Below are 19,349 nucleotides of genomic sequence, written 5' to 3' on the forward strand. Positions count from 1 at the left end.
AGTGCTGGATGATTGTTTAGATATTTTTGAAAGAGAATATAAGATTACTGGTGATTCTATTATATTAGACAAATACACACCAGACAGTGGTTTATATTTATTGGTAGATAGCTTTGGAGATGTAATCAAAACTGCTGAGATTGACAATAGAGGTACAAACAGGCATCTATATAAGGACTTTATAGAAATAGATTATTTAAGTCGTCTGCTAGAAATGAATAAGCCAATTGATAATAAGAAAACTGTTAAAAGCAATAATTATCTATCTTTTTGGGTTAAGATAACAGACTTGATGGAAGACACAAAAACAAAAAAGATTAAAGTAGATGAAGAATGTATAGATAGATATTTTGATACATTAGCTTCTATAGATAAAAAATATAAAGATAAAAATAGCACTAAGTTATATCAAACGATATTAAAAGATGTTGGCGATATTGATTTAAAGAAACTTGAAAATTGCAGAGCTTGGATTAAAAAAAATATTTTTAATATTTTAAATAACTATTCTGTAGATAAAAAATATAAGTATGTAAAAGTGTTTTTTAAAGCTGATATAGAGCTGTATAAGAGTGAAGCTAATCGATATATATATCCTAACTTATTTAATTCTAATGATTATAATGAGTATGAGGATGGCCTTATATATGGATTGCCTAATAATAATATGGGCATGAATTCTAAGAAACCTTATTTAAAGAGAATAGATAGAAATATAAAGGTACCATTTCTTGTGAGCTTGGAAAGAGCTATGATAATGAAGAAATTTTTTGATTACCTTTCATGTTTAGTAGATGGTGAAGATAAGAGACTTAATTTGTATATAGGAGATAGCAATGGATTGGATCCTATAGCTGATTCTGCTTTAAAAGATAGTAATTTTAATGGTATATATCTTAGATTAGCTAAAGAAAAAAATGAAGTTGAGATAGTTGACTATGATGTTATCTCTAACTATACACCTATTTTAAAAGACTTTTTTATAAAAGAAATTATATCAAGTGCAAAAACTAAAATAAAAGAGAATGACAATAGTTTAGTTTATAAAGAAGTAACAAAACTAGATGAATTAAGAACTATCATTAGTAATATTTTCTTTAATAAATTCTTAGCAACTAATTTCTTTACACCTGCTAAGAATATTAGACTAGCTGATATGGTAATTAAAGACGAGTTAATTAAAACTAGAGCAGCATACTTTAATTGGTTCTATAAGAATGATAAGAATAGAATAATAAATGACTTTGAAGATAGCTCTTTAAGGTTAATAAAGAATAGCGTTGTTAATGGATATGAGAGTAGAGCTAGGGAGCAGTTTAATTTAAGAAACTGCATAAATGTATATTTAAAAGGAAGTGTAGTAGATATGTCAAATGTAGTTCTAAAATCTTATGAAGAGTTATCTCGTAAGCTTTTATGTAAAGAATTTATTTCATGTGAAACTGATGCAGAATATTATTTTGCAATAGGGCAAATTAGCTATTACTTATTATATCAATCAAATAGTAGTAAACGGAATATGTCTGAGATAGATTTCATAATAAATTGCAAAAAGAACGAAACATTAATACAACGTTTAGAAAGATTATTTAAGAAGTATAGCCATAATATTCCTGCTAATGCAAATAAGTTTAGACAACTATATTCAATTATAAATGCATATACACCAATTAATGAACAAGTTGATGACAAAATGGTTCTTGCAGGATATTTATTTTCAAACGTGTTATTTATAAAGTCAAGCAATAATCAAAATTTAGAGGTGAGTGTAGATGAGTAATAATATAAAAAATAAATTAGAAAGAGTATATGGAGTGTTAGGCATTAAGTCTACTATGGCTAACTGGAATGCAGATTTTACAGGGTATCCTAAATCTTTAGGAGATGGAACAGTTTACGGGTCTGATAAAGCTTACAAATATCCTATGAAAGTTATGTGGGATTCTGACCCAATTAAAAGGGTTATGTATATAAAATCATATAAGGTATTAGAAAAAGGTAATGACAAGTTATTACAACCAAGAAGTCTTAAAGAGCGATATGAAGAAATATATGGCATAGAGGATTTAAAAAAAGAAAATGATAATATAACTGTTTTAAAGAATCTATTTCAAGCCATAGATGTTAAGAACTTTGGAGCAACTTTTGCAGAGTCGGGTAACAATTTATCTATAATAGGAGCAGTTCAAATAACTCAAGGCTTAAATAAGTATGATGGTCATGTAGCTGATTATGAGCAAATACTTTCACCATTTAGAGATGGATCTGAGAAACCTTTAAAGAAAGGTGAAGAAGCTAAAGAAGTTATGCAATCTACACTAGGAAACAAGATTTTTAGCAATGAAGCACATTATTTTTACTCATTCTCTATAAATCCTTCTGTATATGATAAATTTGTAAAATTAGGAGTAACAGATGGTTATACAAGAGAAGATTATGAGGAGTTTAAGAAAACTGCTTTAATAGCAGCTAGTGCATATGATACTAATGCTAAATCTGGATGTGAAAATGAATTCGGATTGTTTGTTGAAACAGATGGAGATTTATTTCTAAGCGATTTAGCTCAATATGTTACCTTTTCAAAATCTCAAGAAGGAAAAGAGGTAATAAACTTAGTAGAATTATCTAAGTTATTAAATGACTGCATGGATAGAATTCAATCTGTTGAGATATATTACAACCCTTACACAACAGTTTTAGAAGGGGATATAGCTAAGGCTAGATATATTAATATATTTACTAGAAAGGACGTTTAATTATGGATGTTGTAAAAATAAATATATATGGAAAAACAGCATTCTTTAAAAAACCAGAAGTTAATACCTATAGATATTTAACTTATGGGCAGTTGCATAAGGTTGCTCTAATGGGGATATTCGGCTGCATACTTGGACTAAATGGATATGGACAGCAAGGAGATAAAGTATATCCTGAATTTTATGAGAAATTAAAGGACATTAAGGTATCTATAGTTCCTATATCTCCTGCTAAAACAGGTGGTTTTAGTAAAAAGATACAACAATTTAATAATAGCGTTGGTTATGCTTCAAAAGAAGAAGGAGGCAACCTTATAGTAACAGAGCAATGGCTTGAAAATGTATCTTGGGAAGTATATATACTGTGCAATAATGATATTTCTAATAAACTAAAAGATGCATTACTAGGTAAAAATACTGTTTATATACCTTACTTAGGTAAAAACGATCATGTTGCTAATATTAGTTCAATAGAAGTATATAAGGGTGTTGAAACACAAGATGTTTCCTATATATCTACTTTGGATAGCTTGTTCTTAAAAGATTGTGTTAATATAAAAAAATTAATCAAACCTAATGGATTTAGACCTGTTAAAGCAGCACCAAGCTGTGGTTTAGAAAAAATGCGAGAATATGTATACCAAGAGTTTTTACCATATGCTTTGGAACCTAAGTTTAATACATATGATACTAGAAAATTTATTTGTACTAATAAGTCTATAGAGGTTAATGATAAAGAATCTATTATCTATAGTATTAATGATAAAAATCTATTTTTCTATTAAAAAGTAACAAGTATACAAATAATTTACCAGGCGATTTTAATAAGTAATTTGTAGCGAAATATCTATTTTATGAGCTTTTACTATTTTAAGTATTATTGTATTTAATTTTATAAAATAGCTGGTAAAATAATATGCAAATGTAGGTGAATGGCTGGATTAAAAGATATTAATATATATAGAAATGACTTATTTACTTTGGTTGAAGATTAACATTATATGTTTTGAAATAATAGAACTTGCTAAAAGGTTAGGAGTTGCTAAAAGGTTGAAGATTAACATTATATGTTTTGAAATAATTAAGTGATGAAAGAATAGAAGAAAAAGAAGTTGGTTGAAGATTAACATTATATGTTTTGAAATGAAGGTAATGAAAGCATTTCACTCAACTGACTAAAGTTGAAGATTAACATTATATGTTTTGAAATGCTAGTAATGAAGATGATGATGTAGACACTACTAAGTTGAAGATTAACATTATATGTTTTGAAATATAGGTGATAAGGATTATTCTATTTCTAGCAGTTGGGTTGAAGATTAACATTATATGTTTTGAAATTGTTTTCCATCCATTTCGTACTCATTCGAATTTAGTTGAAGATTAACATTATATGTTTTGAAATGAAACTTTTTCTTTTTTATTTTTAGATTTAACGCTGTTGAAGATTAACATTATATGTTTTGAAATAGAAATTTTATACACATAAGTTCATTCACTTCAAATGTTGAAGATTAACATTATATGTTTTGAAATGATTTAATGGAAATTTAGATGAACTTTCTGTATTAGTTGAAGATTAACATTATATGTTTTGAAATACTAGTGAAACTGCCATCAATACTTACATTGAATTCGTTGAAGATTAACATTATATGTTTTGAAATTTAAATAATTATTAGAATTAGATATACTACTAGTTGGTTGAAGATTAACATTATATGTTTTGAAATGCAAATGGAACAGATGTACTTGATGAAGAATATGAGTTGAAGATTAACATTATATGTTTTGAAATGCACATTTATTCAAAACCATTTGTATAGCATTTTTGTCGAAGATTAACATTATATGTTTTGAAATTGACCTACTACGTTTTCATGACTCCCCACCATGATGTTGAAGACTAACATTATATGTTTTGAAATAGTGCTGTAGACATTTCCCCAATTACTAAAAGAATGTTGAAGATTAACATTATATGTTTTGAAATTTGTCTAATTTTTTTATTCCTGGTATTTCAGTTATTGTTGAAGATTAACATTATATGTTTTGAAATAAATTATAAGCATATACAAGTGTATTTGTTTTTCCTGTTGAAGATTAACATTATATGTTTTGAAATATAGATACAGTCCAACTAATTTAATAAAAATAAAAAAGGAAGAAGAGAATTTATGTATTTTGAAAATATAAAAATTATAGATATATCTACGTTATTAAAAGAGCCATCTGATATATATTCTCATACTAAGAGTGACATTTTAGAATATGAAACTCTAGCTGAGCATAATGAGCGGTGCATAAAATATTTTTATAAGATAGTAGATGTAAAAAATCTAGATAGTGTATTTAATAATTTTGAACAAAGACTATTAAAAGGCTGCTCAAGTAAATGCATTAATTTGTGGAAGGAAATTGTATTAAATACTGTATTTTTCCACGATGTAGGTAAGAGTAATCCTGGTTTTCAAAAAGAAAAAATGAAAAATGAAAAGTATAAAAATATAAAAGTAAATAATTCTAATCATTCCCGTGCATCAGGTATAGTTTTCTTTAATCATTATTATAATGAAGTATTTGCTGTTAATAATGATGAAGCTAAGGTGTTATTTGTTTTCCTATGTTTAAGTATGTATGTAATAAATAAGCATCATTCTAGTTTAGAGGATTTAGCAAAAAATCTTCAAAGCATAAACAAAGACTTGAAAACACCTGAAAAAAATATGTTTGCTAATATTATAAAAGATCTAAATAATTTTGATGAAATAAGCGATATAAATGAACTACATTATGCATTTAGACACGAATTAGAAAGTAATACAGAGTGGATATCTCTCGATATGTACATATATACTAGATTCTTATACAGCCTTTTAGTTGCAAGTGATTTCTACGCCACATCTGAATACATGACAGGTGCAAAAATAGAACATTTTGGGATAATTGATGATACAAAAGATTATAGAACTTGTTTAGATAATAGTGCTGTTGGCAAATGCATAGGTAAATACAAAGATTTCAAAAGTGGTTTATGTACTAATCCATATGGAATATGTAAAGGTGATATGCTGAATCAGCTTAGAACTGAAATATATTTAGAAGCAGATTTTAATATTGATAATAACATAAATGCAGATATTTTTTTCCTGCCTGCTCCAACAGGTGCTGGTAAAACTAATATTTCTATCAATCTAGCTTTAAAATTAATAGAAAACAATCCTTTATTAAATAAGATATCGTATAATTTTCCCTTTAATAATTTAGTTGAACAAACTAAAAACTCTTTGTATGAAACGTTTAATGAAAATAAGAAAATAAAAGAATCTATATCTGTTATAAACTCTATTACACCAATAAAAGAATTTTCATCAACTAATGATAATGATGAAGTTGATTTTAATAAGTCTTTATTATCACGACAGTTTTTACATTATCCTGTGATTGTAAGTACCCATGTGGGATTATTTGATATTTTATTTGGTATAAATAAAGAAAATTTATTTCCATTAGTTCATTTATGCAATAGTGTTATTATTTTAGATGAAATTCAAGCTTATAAAAATTCCATTTGGAAAGAGATTATAATATTCTTAAAGACATATGCTAAATTATTAAACATAAAGTTTATAATAATGTCTGCAACATTACCTGATTTAACTAAGCTATGCAATACAAATGATGGTTTTATATCTTTAATTGAAGATAATAGCAAGTATTTTACTAATCCATTATTTAAAGATAGAGTTGATATAGATTATAAAATGTTAAATATAGATAAGGAGAATTTATTTAAAGCTTTAATTTTGAAAGTTATTGAAGTCTCTAAATTATTAAAGAAGCAAGCTGATAAATTTGATAATAAAATACTTGTAGAATTTATAACAAAAAGTGCTGCAAAAGATTTCTATGAAAATTTAAGCACTAAAGTAAAGGATATTCATAGTAATGAGGAAATTATATTGTTTACAGGTGATGATAGCAGTATAGAGCGAAAGAAAATCATAAATCATATAAAAAGCAGTAAAAACATTATTCTCATATCTACTCAAGTAATAGAAGCTGGCGTGGATATAGATATGGATATAGGATTTAAAGATATATCAATGCTAGATTCTGATGAGCAATTTGTAGGAAGAATAAATAGAAATTGTAAAAAGGAAAATTGCAAAGTGTATTTCTTTAATTATGATGATGTTACTAAAATTTATAAAAATGATATTAGAAATAGTGCAGATTATAGCTTGCTAAGCACTAAGATGAGAGAGCTTTTTGAATTGAAAAAATTTGATATTTATTATGATTATATAATAAATGAGTTAAATGAAGCTGCCGACTCTAAAAATGCAAAAAATATAGATTTTTTTAGAAAAAATACCCTGACTGATCTGGAGTTTTACAATATTAAGAAAAGAATGAAGCTCATTGATGATCAATCAAAAATTACTATTTTTCTTAATATAAATGTTGAAGATGAGAATGGTAATATATTTATTGGAGAGAATGTGTGGAATAAGTATTTATCTTTACTTAAAAATTTTGATATAACTTATCAGGAAAAACAAGTCGAACTCTCAAAAATTAGAGAAAAAGTTCAATATTTTACCTATGAGATAAATGATAAGTACAAAGGTAAATTTTCATATGACATAGATAAATCCATAGGTAACACTTTTTATATTAATAATGGTGATGATTATATAACTAATGGTAAATTTGATAGAGATAAGCTCATTAATGATTTATTTTCTTAAGATTTTACTAATTACGGCTGTTGATGTGTAACATAGAATGTTTTGAAATGCTTATATTTTATCCAGTTTGGTTGATGTTTAACACTATGTGTTTGAATTATTATTATACTTAAGGCATATTCAAAGCTATTTAAAAAGTATTTTGGAGAGTAGGATTAAAATGATAATTAAAAAATCTTTAATAAATAAAAGTATTGAGTACATTTTACAGCATATAGATGAGGATATTTCCATTGAAGATGTTACTAATCACTGTAATTTTTCAAAATATTATTTTAGCAGAATGTTTAAAGAAGAAACAGGATCAAGTATTTATTCTTTTATAAAACGTGTAAAAATGGATCAAAGTGTAGTAAGTCTTAAGGTTGAAAAAGATAAAACTATTACTGAAATTGGGGTTGATTATGGATACAGTTCTTCGAATTATAGTTCAGCCTTTAGCAAGCAATATAGTATTTGTCCAGTAGAATTTAGAAAGACTATGAATTCAACAGAGGTTGCTAATCCATTTTATCCAAATGAATATAATACTTTTAAGTCTTTTGAGCATTATGATGCGAAGATTATAATACAAGATTTAGGTAATTTTAAAGTGATATATGAAAGATATATTGGAAATTATAATGAGATAGGTAGTAATTGGTATAGTTTTATGGAACGGTACAAAACTTATATTAAATTAGATACACTTTTAATTGAAAAATCTTATGATGATCCATCAATTACACAATTAGATAAATGCATATGTGATTTATGTATTACTGTTGATGAACATGTAGAGTTAGAAAATGTTACAATGATAAAAGGTGGTAAATTTGCGGTTTATCAATTTGATGGATCTATATATGATATTTTTGTAACATTCTTAGGAATTTTTAATATTTGGCTTCCACGTAGTGGATATAAAAGGGATAAAAGATATGTATTAGGTATCTACCGCAATATTGATAGAAAAAATAATCATGTTACTATGGATTTATGTATTCCTATTAAATAGAGCAAGAATTCAGAAGTAAAAAAGTAAGGTTTCCTTTATTATAAAAATAGTGATAAGGCATATTCAAAAAAATAATAATCAACATGCCAAGCCTATTTTTCATTAGACGAAGCTGGATTAGTATACGTCACTAAGTAAGCAATTCAGCAGATTATTTTAATAGCCAGTTATGATGGAAATCTGCTTCCTTGCTTGATGAAAAATAATCATGACATTTTTGTATTAGCTATTTTCTTTCTTGTGCTTAAAGTTATCACTAGATAAAGTCAAGAAAAGGGGAATTTTATGTTTGATATAAGGAAAATACAAGAGCATGTTATTTATGAAGCTGTAAAAGATGAGAGAAATGAAGATATTGCAAGGGAAGTTGTATATGGAAAAGATGAAAGTTGTAAATCAGAGAATAACGGTATATGGGTAAAGTCTACAATGAAGAGATTGGAAAGCAAATTTGATAAGGAAACTACTAAGAAGATCAGAATGAAGTGTCAGTGTGGATATGGAATGGATAAAAAGTTAGAACTAGTAAAAGAACTAATGGAATTATCATCAAGTTTAGAGGAGCTTGGAAATTTACAGAAAGCAAAAGATTCAGGATTATTTTATGAGAATGGAGACCTTTATTTACAATTTAATTTTTGTCCATGTCCAATGCTTACAAATGTAGACAAGCTAGATTCTTATGCATGGTGTCAATGTACTACTGGATATAGTAAAGTACTATTTGAAAAAGCTTTTCAGTGTAAAGTTGATGTGGAGCTATTAAAAAGTATAAAGGTGGGTGATGAAAGATGCCTTATGAAAATAGTGCCTCAAGGTATTATATGGAAATAAATAAATAGTTGATTAGGGAAATGGTATCAAATTTAAGCATTAATTAAGGCACATGAAAGAAAATATTTAATAATGTGTGAAGGGGGTTCTATATGAAAGTCATAGGAATAAATGGTAGTGCACGTAAGAATGGTAATACGTCTATTATTATTAAAAGTATATTCATGGAATTAGAAAAGAAAGGAATCGAAACAGAATTAATACAATTAGCAGATAAAACAGTAAAAGGCTGCATGGGGTGTTTTGGTTGTAAGGGAAGAAAGCAATGCGTAATAAAAGATGATTTTTTTAATGATTGTTTTGATAAAATGGTTAATGCAGATGGAATTATACTTGGGTCTCCAGTATATTCAGCAGATATAACATCTAAAATGAAAGCATTTCTTGAACGTGCAGGGGTAGTTGTTGCAACTAATCCAGGTATGTTAAAACATAAAGTGGGTGCTTCTGTTGCGGCTGTACGCCGTGGAGGGGGCATGACAGCAGTTGATATTTTAAATCACTTTCTATTAAATAAAGAGGTTTTTGTGGTTGGCTCAACATATTGGAACATGGTTTATGGAAAAGATATAGGTGATGTTATTAATGATGGTGAAGGAATGCGGAATATGAAAAACTTAGGAGAAAATATGGCATGGTTAATGGAAAAGTTAAGTAGGGCACATGAAAATAAATAACAAGTCCAAAGTGATTATGATTATTTTTCATCAGGTAACAAGAGTTTTTGATCTTCTTTTTTCTATTTCAAATAGGTAATAAATATGCTAAAACAATTTAATACATTAATATTTGCATCTATAATGAGCGATAAAATGATTAGTTAATAGTTAAGTGATAACTCCTTTTTAGATAAAACGAGTTATCACTTACTAATGATATTGTGAACTATATTCCGGATAAAGGATAATAAGTAAGCTTAATGCATTAATGTATACAAGATAATTTTGTAATAAGTGCATAGATAAAAATGCAATTTCTTAATTCTCAAATCTATTTGTGCAGAGTTCTTCATCATGCTGAAAAATATTTTCGAGACCTTTAGCAGCTTTGCCACAATACTATTGAAATTAAAGAATGACATAATCCTACGTGCAACAGGAATATGTGCCAAAAGTTATAGTAAGTAGTTAATGAAAATCCAGAGACCTTATTTCTGGCTATTGGAATACTTAATTAAAAAGTTTTCAAAATATTTTTCTGACTTCTTAAGAATACCAAAAATTACAAATATAAATGCAGCACCACAAGCACAAGATAAAATTATTTCAATCACTGTAAATTTCAACAGTATTGTTGAAATACATATAATATATATGTTTATAGGTAAAAATAATATTGATGTTACAATACCTGGAACATAGTGTTTAAAATATAAACAACTCTTAAAATGAAGTGTAATAAAGTGTGCTGTAACCGTAAATAAAAGTCCATACCAAATATAATAATTATTTAAAAGTATAGAAAACAAACTTGTGATTGAAAGAATAACAAATAGTATTTCTACTCCAATTGAGAACTCATCTGGGCTTCGAAAATCTGCATATGGCTTTTTTTCATTGTACAATTGTCAAGATAATGTTGATATCTTTTTCTCCAAACTTTAATAAATATAATTTCTTCAAAATCATGTATCATAAAAATTATTGGTAATAACCATACAATAGTATTTATATTATTCATATAAATCAACTCCTTTTTATTTTTAACGAACTTGCTGTCGTTAAGGCTAGTATAAATGATATTAACTATCATTAACAGAACTAATCTGCATAACTTTTGTAACTTATCATACACAAATACATAATAATGTATGTTATTGTACACTTTTCACTTAAATTAATTGTTATATATAAGTTGTAATTAATAAAATTCATAAATAATAAATAGTGCCCTGTAATTCTTTTACTGAGACTTAGAATTTATGAATAAAATTTTTTAGAACTTATATATTATAATTTTTATTTATATTTCATATTAAATGCATTAACATCTGTAGTAAAATTAATTATGTAATAATGCATATTAATGGAGGTTATGTAGATGGGTAATAAAATTGATTTAAGAGTGTTAAAAACTCGTGAAAATATAAAAAATACTTTTTCTAATCTGTTATTGGAAAAGGATTTTAAAAATATAACAGTTCAGGATATTTGCGATAGAGCATTAATTGGTCGCTCAACTTTTTATGATCATTACTGTGACAAATACGATTTACTTAATAAAATGGTTGAAGAAATTATAAACCAATTTAAACCCTATCTTAAGAGTAGATTCAATTTAAATAGTTTAGATGACTTTACTAAATTAGGTTCTGATATGCTTAAGCTTTTTTCAAAGAAAAAAAATATTATAAAAGCACTGATTAATGTACATACTGAATCTGCTGATTTATATTATGAATTAAAAAAACTATTAATAGAAGGCTGCTCTTATTATTTAAATAAAAGCAACTTTGTAAGTAAATATAATATTTCAAATGAATACATATGTGGTCATTATGCATCATTTGTATTAACATCCTTTCAATTGTGGCTTGAACTTGGAGAAGATGAAAATAACTTGCAATTAGCTAATAGAATGCATTCAGTTTTATTTGAAAGCGCTGGTATTTAAGGCATCTTCAAATAAAATAATATACCAATTTAGGGGCAGTACCAGCGAAGCTGTTATGAAGTTGAAAATTTATAATACCTACGATGATCAGAAATTTTGTAATAAACGTTGGAGGAGAACCAAACCCAGATGGAACTGGAGGAGGTTATCCCTCTTATCTTTTTGCAAGAAGAAGGCTGATGATAAATCCTGTAAATATAAAAATTTGTATATAATTAATGAAAGAAATATTATAAATATACAAATAATTATAAAAAATAAATATTGACACTTGAAAATCTAATTGTTAAACTGTAAATAGTTAGAATTCTAAGTGAAGTTTAGGAGGAATTTGAATGACTAAGTCTAGATACTCTATAGAAACACCATATTCACAATTAATAAGAAGTATTGCGATAAAAATGAAACTCAGTTCTGATGAAAAAGTAAAAAAGTTAGGATTAAATTCTCAACAAGGACGCATGATAGGTTATATTTATGAACATCAAGACAGTGGGATTATTCAAAAAGATTTGGCACGAGTTTTTCAACGTACAGAAGCAAGCATTACAAGCATGCTGCAAGGATTAGAGAAAAAAGGGTATATTGAAAGAAGAATTCCTAAAGAAAATGAGAGACAAAAATATATATATGTATTGCCTAAAGGTGCTGAATTGATAGAAGATTTCAATAAATTGGTAGTTGAGGAAGAGGAAAATATTATTGCAAACTTGACGGAACAAGAGAAGGAAACTTTGTTAGCTGTGTTATTGAAAGTAGATAGAAATCTATAAGTTATTAATATAATAACTTATACCTAAAAACTTAGAATTCTAAGAATATGATTTCTAATAATACTTATTATGGAGGATGAAATTATGAAACAAAAATTGTCAAACAAATATTATTTAGAAAGTGCACCGATTACTAAGGCAATTGCACATTTATCTATTCCTATGATGATTGGTATGTCAGTAGGTACAATATATAACGTTATTAATGCTTTTTTTATTGGACTATTAAACAATACAGATATGTTAACTGCTATTACTTTAGGACTACCAATCTTTACTATATTAATGGCTTTTGGAAATATGTTAGGAGCTGGAGGCGGAACATTTATAACTCGTCTTGTTGCAAAACAAAATATAGAGAAAGCTAAGAAGATAGCTGGATATACTTTTTATAGTAGTATTATCATAGGAATTTTGCTTGGAATAATTGCTATGATAGCACTTAATCCTATTGTTAACATTATGGGGGCAGATACTTCTGCTATTATTAATTATACAAAAAGTTATTCTTTAACTATGTTTATTGGTGGTTTTGCAATTGTAATGAACTTTGCATTGGAGCAAGTTGTGAGAGCAGAAGGGGCATCAAAAGAATCAATGTTCGGAATGGTTGTAAGTACAATTTTTAGTCTTATCTTTGATACATTATTTATACTAGTATTTAAATTTAATGTTGTAGGGGTAGCATTATCAATGATTTTAGCTAATATAGCTTCATCTATTTACTATGTTTACTACTTGGAAACAAAAAGTGAGAATTTAAAAGGATTTATTAAGAATTTTAATATTTCTCTTAAAGATAAAATAGAGATATATAAAATTGGGGTCTCTGAATTGTTCCTAGCTGGTTTTCTAATTATTACAACTCTTCTTTTGAATAATTATTCAATTAGATATGGAGAAGGTGTAGTAGCTAGTTTTGGCATTGCGTTGAGAATTGTACAAGTACCAGAATTTCTTGCAATGGGGCTTGCACTAGGAATTATTCCTTTAATTGCATATAATTTTTCTAATGAAAACTTTAAGAGATTAGAAGACAGTATAAAACAATCAGCTTTATGGATTTTGGGATTATCAGGTGGAGTTGTTACTTTAGTTTATATTTTTAGAAATGTAATTATTCATCTGTTTTCTAATGATTCAGCAGTATTAAGTGTTGGCGTTTATATTATGGCTGCTATGCTTATTTCCGCATTTTTCAATGGATTTACAACATTATTTACAGGGATTTTTCAAGCATCAGGTCAAGGACTACCATCAACAATTATGGCAATTACACAAGGAATTCTTTTTATTCCCGTCATAATAGTGTTGAATAATTTCTTTGGATTACATGGTGTTATATGGTCTATGACCATTACAGAAATAATTACCTTTTTAACTGGAGTAATACTATATATTATTTTTAATAATAAAATAAAAAAGAATAAAGTAGTAGCAAACTAGCATTAATAAATATTGTGTCTATATAACTACTTAGTTTTAATAAAGTACTTAAATTACAAGACTGTTTTGTAGTAAGAGAAAAATATAAGAATGTTTCTGAAAAAGAGATATGATTAAATTATTGAATTAGGAGTAAATATTTTAAAAATAATAATTATATATAACTTAAAAAGTGCCTAAAAGAATAGTCTGCTGATTCTAAATAAAATCAGCAGGCTATTTTTTTGAATGTGTATTAAGGTCTTATTGATTGTGGAAATCTAAAAACATTTTCTATGCGGGGGATTAGTCAGCTTATTTTTGGCAATGTTTATTACTATATTTGCTGGATATTAGTCAAAGTAAATCCTTACTATATCCGTCAAGACTATTACAACTGTTGTTGTCCAGCATTATAGTAATCATAAGTGGATATTCGACTAAATTAGTTATTGAATATTATTATTTATATTTATTTTTTATGAATATATTGGTATTATTCTATAAAGGTTGAAAAAACATGGTCGAATATATAAATAACGTAAAAAAAAAGTCGAAGGCGATAGCAATTATAATTTGGAGGTTGATATTGTATAATGGATGAATTTACAGATATATATTTTAAGAAATATTGTGATCTGCTATATAAAAGGACTGGTATATTTGTCAGAGAAAACAAAAAAGAAACATTCAAATTGAAAATTGAAAAGTCAATGAGAAAATTAAATATATACAATCATGATGAATACTTGCAATATCTGCAAAAATATGATTGTAAAGAACATTTTCAACAATTTATAAATGATATGACTACAAATACAACTGAATTCTTTCGAGAGAAGCAGCACTTTGATTTTATAGAAAATAATATACAATTTATAATGAAAAACAACCCTAGAATTGCAAGAAAAAATGAAATTAGAATATGGAGTGCAGCTTCATCTTCAGGACAGGAAGCTGTATCACTAGCAATACTTTTGAAGGAATGTTTAGATAACCGTATAAACATTAAAATTCTAGCAACAGATATAGATAGTGAGATATTATCAAAAGCAGTAAAGGGTATATATTCTCACTCTGAATGTAAAGATATACCTCAAGAACTTCTTTATAAATATTTTGATAAAGTCAGCAATGGTTTTTCTATAAAAGGAGAAATTAGATCAATGATTCAATATAGGCATTTTAATTTAATGCAAGATTATAATTTTAAAAAAGGATTTGATATTATTTTCTGCAGAAATGTAATGATTTATTTTAGTAATCCTATTCAGGAAAGGTTAATAAATAAATTCTATAACAATATTGTGCAGGGGGGACTGTTATTTATTGGCCATTCTGAAAGTTTAGTTAGTAAATCTCATAAATATCAATATATTGGACCTGCGATATATATGAAGTGATTGGAAGTGAAACAAAAATATGAATGAAATACTTGTGGGGTATATTGAAGATTTAAAATACAATTTAATAAATTTAAATGAAGCCTTAATGGAAATGGAAAATGGAAATACTAATGACAATGTTATAAATACAGTTTTTCGAGTAGCTCATACAATAAAGGGTAATTCAGCAGCTATGGAATTTTATAATATAGAAAAAGTAACACATAAAATGGAAGATATTCTTCAAGAGGTACGTAGCGGCAAAAGAATTTTGACAGGTGAAATTATAAATAGTTTATATTCTTTCCATGATTTTATGGAGGATTGTATTACATTTATTAACCAAGATAAATGTGATAAGAATATTGTTATTACAGAAATAATTCAAGAATTGTTAAAAATTTTAACAGGAAATGCACCAGATATAAATGAATCATCTGAAAGCAATAAAAAACATGATGAAGAATTAAGAATATTAAAAGAAGTTAAATGTGATACAGAATTATGCAATAAGATATTAGAAAATTTTAATAGAGGTTTTATGCCATATTGGATTGATGTAACTATAAATGAAAGATGTGTAATGAAATCTTTAAGAACTTGGCTTGTTTTTGAGACAGCTAGTGCGTATGGTTCAATAATTTCATCGATACCTGAATGCCCAACTGAAGAGGAATTAGGAAGTAATAAAGAATTCATAATTCAGAATAATTGTGTTAGATTTCTAATTGTTATAGATAAAGATGTAGATCTACTAGTTAGTGAATTATTTAATACATCGGAAATCACTAATGTAAAAAAACAGGAAATAGATATTGAGTCAATTAGACAAAAGATAGAAGATAGCAAAAAAGAAAATAAAATTGTTAAGGATAAAAATATAGGTTCATCAAAGTCACAAAATCTAAAACAAAGTTCAGGAAATGAAAAGATGGCAGATAATTTTATCAGGATACCAGTATTGAAAGTGGATGGCTTGATGGACATGCTTGGAGAACTTCTTATTTTAAATTCTCAATTTGAGCAGCAGATAAGTGAAGCTTTTGGAAGGAATTCTGCAATGATGAATAATTTGTCAAGGTCATCAAAGCTAATTAAGGAAATACAAGCCTCATCTATGTCTCTTAGAATGATAGAAATTAAACCAACATTACATAGACTTCATAGAGTTGCAAGGGATACAGCCGCTGAACTTAATAAGAAAATATTCATAATAATTGAAGGTGAAGAAACAGAAATTGACAGAAGTGCAGCAGAAAAAATATTTGATCCATTAATGCATCTGGTTAGAAATGCTGTTTCCCATGGTATAGAAGAGGAAGAAGAAAGAATAAAAGCAGGCAAAAAGGCAGAAGGCACAATACATATAAAAGCTTATAGTAAAAGAGACAGTGTTTATGTAGAGATATCTGATGATGGAAAAGGTATTGATACACAAAAAATTCTTAAAAAAGCTTTAAATTTAAATATGGCTGAAGAAAATAAAGTATATAGTGAAGAAGAAATTGTAAAATTTATTTTTAAGCCTGGTTTCTCTACACAAGAAGTAGTTAATAATATCTCTGGCAGAGGTGTAGGAATGAATGTTGTAGAAGAAGTTATTTCAAATTTGGGTGGCAAAATTGAAGTGGTAAATGTTTTAGGGCAAGGCTGTGCTTTTACCATTAAAATTCCTATGAATCTTGCTGTAATGAATGGAACAATAATTGAAGTAGCAGGAGGAAGATATATTATACCTACTTTATTTATTAAAGAATTTTTTATAGTGGATAAGAGTAATTTAATTAGTATGCAAAATAAAACCCAAGCTTTACGCATAAGAAATAATATTATTCCGATTGTAAATGTTTCTAATATGTTTAATATTTCAGAAAACGACAAATTACTTAATTTAAGAGAAGTTGTTATATTGGAAATGGATCAAAGATTATTGGCATTTCCAGTTGATGGAATTGTTGCGAGGCAGGAAATTGTATCGAAACCTTTAGAAAGTGAATTTTCTTCAATTTCTTATGCATCAGGGGCAGCTATACTCGGCGATGGAAGAGTATCTCTTATATTAGATGTTGAGGAAATATTTAAAATGTAGCAATTAAAACATGTTTTAAAGGATGGAAATTAATATGGAGAAGATAAAGGTACTTGTAGTGGATGACTCCGCTATGGTAAGGAAAATATTAAGTAGTGAGCTGTCAAAAACAAAAGAAATTCAGGTTATTGATACAGCACCAGATCCGTATATTGCAAGGGATAAAATCGTAAAATTAAAACCTGATATTGTTCTATTAGATATAGAAATGCCTCGAATGGATGGACTTACTTTTTTACGCAAGTTAATGAAGTATTATCCAATAAGAGTTATCATAGTTAGTTCTGTAGCGGAAAATGGCAGTGAAACAGCTTTGAAATCATTGGAATATGGCGCATTAGAAGTAGTGGCAAAACCATCAGTTTCATATTCAGTAAATGATATGATTGAACAACTCATAGAAAAGATACTAGCAGTTTCAAAAATTCCAAATTGGAAAGTAGGAATTAAAGAAAATAAAAAAGAGGTTGATTCTTATAGTCAGAAAAAGAAATTGTCTCTTATTAAAACTACAAATAAAATTATTGCTATTGGTGCATCAACAGGAGGCACAGAAGCGTTGAGAGAAATACTACAAAAAATGCCTCCTTCTGCACCTCCGATAATAATAGTGCAACATATGCCACAGCATTTTACTAAATCTTTTGCACAAAGGTTGAATCAAATATGTGCAATAGAAGTAAAGGAAGCAGAAGATAAGGAAATACTTTCTCCAGGTAAAGCTTTGATAGCGCCTGGTAATATGCACATGGAACTCAGAAGAAGCGGAGCAGTATATTATGTACAGCTTCATAATGGACCTATGGTTTATCATCAACGTCCTTCAGTGGATATTCTTTTTAATTCAGTTGCAAAGTATGCAGGCAGGAATGCGATAGGAGTTATACTTACTGGTATGGGAAAAGATGGTGCAGCTGGTCTTTTGAATATGAAAAATGAGGGCGCATATACAATTGCCCAAGATGAAAAAAGTTGTGTGGTTTTTGGAATGCCTAAGGAGGCAATCGAAATGGGAGCAGCTAACAAAATAGTTTCGCTAAATTATATTGTAGATGACATAATTGAATATTTAGGTACATGAGAATAAATAACAAGTCCAATTTGCTGTGGATATTTTTCGCAAGGTAAAAAGATAAATTGGTCTAATAGTGGGCCTATTAGGCTAATTTGTTGCCATAACATGATGGAAAATAATCCGGAAAATGGACTTGATATTTTTTGAATGTGTCTTAAATAATTAAATGAGAGTGGAGGTCACTAAATGGCAGTAGAATTAAATAAATTTCTTACATTTAATATTGGAGAAGAGTTTTATGGAATACCAGTTTTAAATGTTAAGGAGATAATTGGTATGCTGGATATTACTTCTGTACCTAAAATGCCGGAATATATAAAAGGAATTATAAATTTAAGGGGTAAGATTATTCCTGTAATGGATTTAAGAATTAAATTTGGAATTCCAAGTAGAGAGTATGATGCTAGAACTTGCATTATTGTTATTGAAACAGAAGTATTAAATCAAACTCGGCTAACTGGAATGGTAGTTGATACAGTTTCTGAAGTTTTAGATATAAATAAGGAAACTATAGAATCACCTTTAGCATGTTTTGGAGAAGTAAATAAGGAGTATCTTACAGGAATAGGAAAGATAAAAGATAAAGTTATTATGTTGCTTGAACCTATAAATATTATGTCAACATATGAAAAAGATACAATCTAGAAA

General features: G+C 27.4%; 17 protein-coding genes, 1 pseudogene and 1 CRISPR repeat array. Of the genes and pseudogenes, 16 read left to right on the forward strand and 2 right to left on the reverse strand.

What is annotated here, in order from left to right; genetic code table 11:
* Nucleotide 1 precedes the first annotated feature (1 nt).
* The 8 genes from CLSA_RS09645 (at nucleotide 2) to CLSA_RS23875 (ending at nucleotide 10,702) form a co-directional block, all read left to right on the forward strand.
* A complete protein-coding gene (locus tag CLSA_RS09645) occupies nucleotides 2-1,780 on the forward strand; it encodes a hypothetical protein (protein WP_022745989.1) in 1,779 nt (592 codons plus the stop codon).
* The gene (locus tag CLSA_RS09650; protein WP_022745991.1) at nucleotides 1,773-2,756 is read left to right on the forward strand and encodes a type I CRISPR-associated protein Cas7; all 984 of its coding nucleotides are present in this window, start codon (nucleotides 1,773-1,775) and stop codon (nucleotides 2,754-2,756) included. Before CLSA_RS09645 ends, CLSA_RS09650 begins: the two co-directional genes overlap by 8 nt.
* A gap of 2 nt (nucleotides 2,757-2,758) precedes the next feature.
* Nucleotides 2,759-3,541, forward strand: coding sequence for a type I-B CRISPR-associated protein Cas5b (gene cas5b / locus CLSA_RS09655; RefSeq protein WP_022745992.1), 783 nt, complete (start codon nucleotides 2,759-2,761; stop codon nucleotides 3,539-3,541).
* A gap of 198 nt (nucleotides 3,542-3,739) precedes the next feature.
* Nucleotides 3,740-4,881: direct repeats of the CRISPR family, unit length 30 nt; unit sequence GTTGAAGATTAACATTATATGTTTTGAAAT.
* A 52-nt stretch (nucleotides 4,882-4,933) separates the two neighbouring features.
* On the forward strand, nucleotides 4,934-7,510 hold the full coding sequence (locus CLSA_RS09660; RefSeq protein WP_022745994.1) for a CRISPR-associated helicase/endonuclease Cas3: 2,577 nt from the start codon (nucleotides 4,934-4,936) through the stop codon (nucleotides 7,508-7,510).
* Between the two features lie 160 nt (nucleotides 7,511-7,670).
* On the forward strand, nucleotides 7,671-8,507 hold the full coding sequence (locus CLSA_RS09665) for an AraC family transcriptional regulator (RefSeq protein WP_022745996.1): 837 nt from the start codon (nucleotides 7,671-7,673) through the stop codon (nucleotides 8,505-8,507).
* A 285-nt stretch (nucleotides 8,508-8,792) separates the two neighbouring features.
* Nucleotides 8,793-9,341 (forward strand): DUF6144 family protein, encoded by a 549-nt coding sequence (locus CLSA_RS09670; protein WP_022745997.1) that lies wholly within the window; start codon nucleotides 8,793-8,795, stop codon nucleotides 9,339-9,341.
* Between the two features lie 92 nt (nucleotides 9,342-9,433).
* The gene (locus CLSA_RS09675; protein ID WP_022745999.1) at nucleotides 9,434-10,018 is read left to right on the forward strand and encodes a flavodoxin family protein; all 585 of its coding nucleotides are present in this window, start codon (nucleotides 9,434-9,436) and stop codon (nucleotides 10,016-10,018) included.
* A gap of 483 nt (nucleotides 10,019-10,501) precedes the next feature.
* Complete coding sequence (locus CLSA_RS23875; RefSeq protein ID WP_236903417.1) at nucleotides 10,502-10,702, forward strand: hypothetical protein; 201 nt, start codon at nucleotides 10,502-10,504, stop codon at nucleotides 10,700-10,702.
* A 5-nt stretch (nucleotides 10,703-10,707) separates the two neighbouring features.
* Here the strand turns inward: CLSA_RS23875 and CLSA_RS24445 are convergent.
* Both CLSA_RS24445 and CLSA_RS24450 read right to left on the reverse strand, forming a co-directional pair.
* A pseudogene (locus tag CLSA_RS24445) lies at nucleotides 10,708-10,905 on the reverse strand (HXXEE domain-containing protein); the annotation flags it as partial.
* On the reverse strand, nucleotides 10,842-11,093 hold the full coding sequence (locus CLSA_RS24450) for an HXXEE domain-containing protein (protein WP_335618175.1): 252 nt from the start codon (nucleotides 11,091-11,093) through the stop codon (nucleotides 10,842-10,844). The pseudogene CLSA_RS24445 and the gene CLSA_RS24450, both read right to left, overlap by 64 nt.
* A gap of 288 nt (nucleotides 11,094-11,381) precedes the next feature.
* Between CLSA_RS24450 and CLSA_RS09685 the strand changes: the two genes are divergently transcribed.
* The 8 genes from CLSA_RS09685 (at nucleotide 11,382) to CLSA_RS09715 (ending at nucleotide 19,346) form a co-directional block, all read left to right on the forward strand.
* Nucleotides 11,382-11,954, forward strand: coding sequence for a TetR/AcrR family transcriptional regulator (locus CLSA_RS09685; protein ID WP_022746002.1), 573 nt, complete (start codon nucleotides 11,382-11,384; stop codon nucleotides 11,952-11,954).
* A gap of 83 nt (nucleotides 11,955-12,037) precedes the next feature.
* Entirely contained in the window at nucleotides 12,038-12,169 is a 132-nt protein-coding gene (locus tag CLSA_RS24285) for a hypothetical protein (protein ID WP_022746003.1), read from the forward strand.
* 120 nt (nucleotides 12,170-12,289) lie between these two features.
* Nucleotides 12,290-12,727, forward strand: coding sequence for a MarR family winged helix-turn-helix transcriptional regulator (locus CLSA_RS09690; protein ID WP_022746004.1), 438 nt, complete (start codon nucleotides 12,290-12,292; stop codon nucleotides 12,725-12,727).
* An 84-nt stretch (nucleotides 12,728-12,811) separates the two neighbouring features.
* Nucleotides 12,812-14,173, forward strand: a complete 1,362-nt coding sequence (locus tag CLSA_RS09695) for an MATE family efflux transporter (protein ID WP_022746007.1) — start codon at nucleotides 12,812-12,814, stop codon at nucleotides 14,171-14,173.
* 575 nt (nucleotides 14,174-14,748) lie between these two features.
* On the forward strand, nucleotides 14,749-15,555 hold the full coding sequence (locus tag CLSA_RS09700; protein ID WP_022746010.1) for a CheR family methyltransferase: 807 nt from the start codon (nucleotides 14,749-14,751) through the stop codon (nucleotides 15,553-15,555).
* Between the two features lie 19 nt (nucleotides 15,556-15,574).
* On the forward strand, nucleotides 15,575-17,626 hold the full coding sequence (locus CLSA_RS09705) for a chemotaxis protein CheA (protein ID WP_022746013.1): 2,052 nt from the start codon (nucleotides 15,575-15,577) through the stop codon (nucleotides 17,624-17,626).
* A gap of 34 nt (nucleotides 17,627-17,660) precedes the next feature.
* On the forward strand, nucleotides 17,661-18,707 hold the full coding sequence (locus CLSA_RS09710; protein ID WP_022746016.1) for a protein-glutamate methylesterase/protein-glutamine glutaminase: 1,047 nt from the start codon (nucleotides 17,661-17,663) through the stop codon (nucleotides 18,705-18,707).
* Nucleotides 18,708-18,887: 180 nt separating this feature from the next.
* Entirely contained in the window at nucleotides 18,888-19,346 is a 459-nt protein-coding gene (locus tag CLSA_RS09715; protein ID WP_022746019.1) for a chemotaxis protein CheW, read from the forward strand.
* The last annotated feature ends 3 nt before the right edge of the window (nucleotides 19,347-19,349 follow it).

It is taken from the genome of Clostridium saccharobutylicum DSM 13864 (assembly GCF_000473995.1).
Taxonomy (GTDB): domain Bacteria; phylum Bacillota; class Clostridia; order Clostridiales; family Clostridiaceae; genus Clostridium; species Clostridium saccharobutylicum.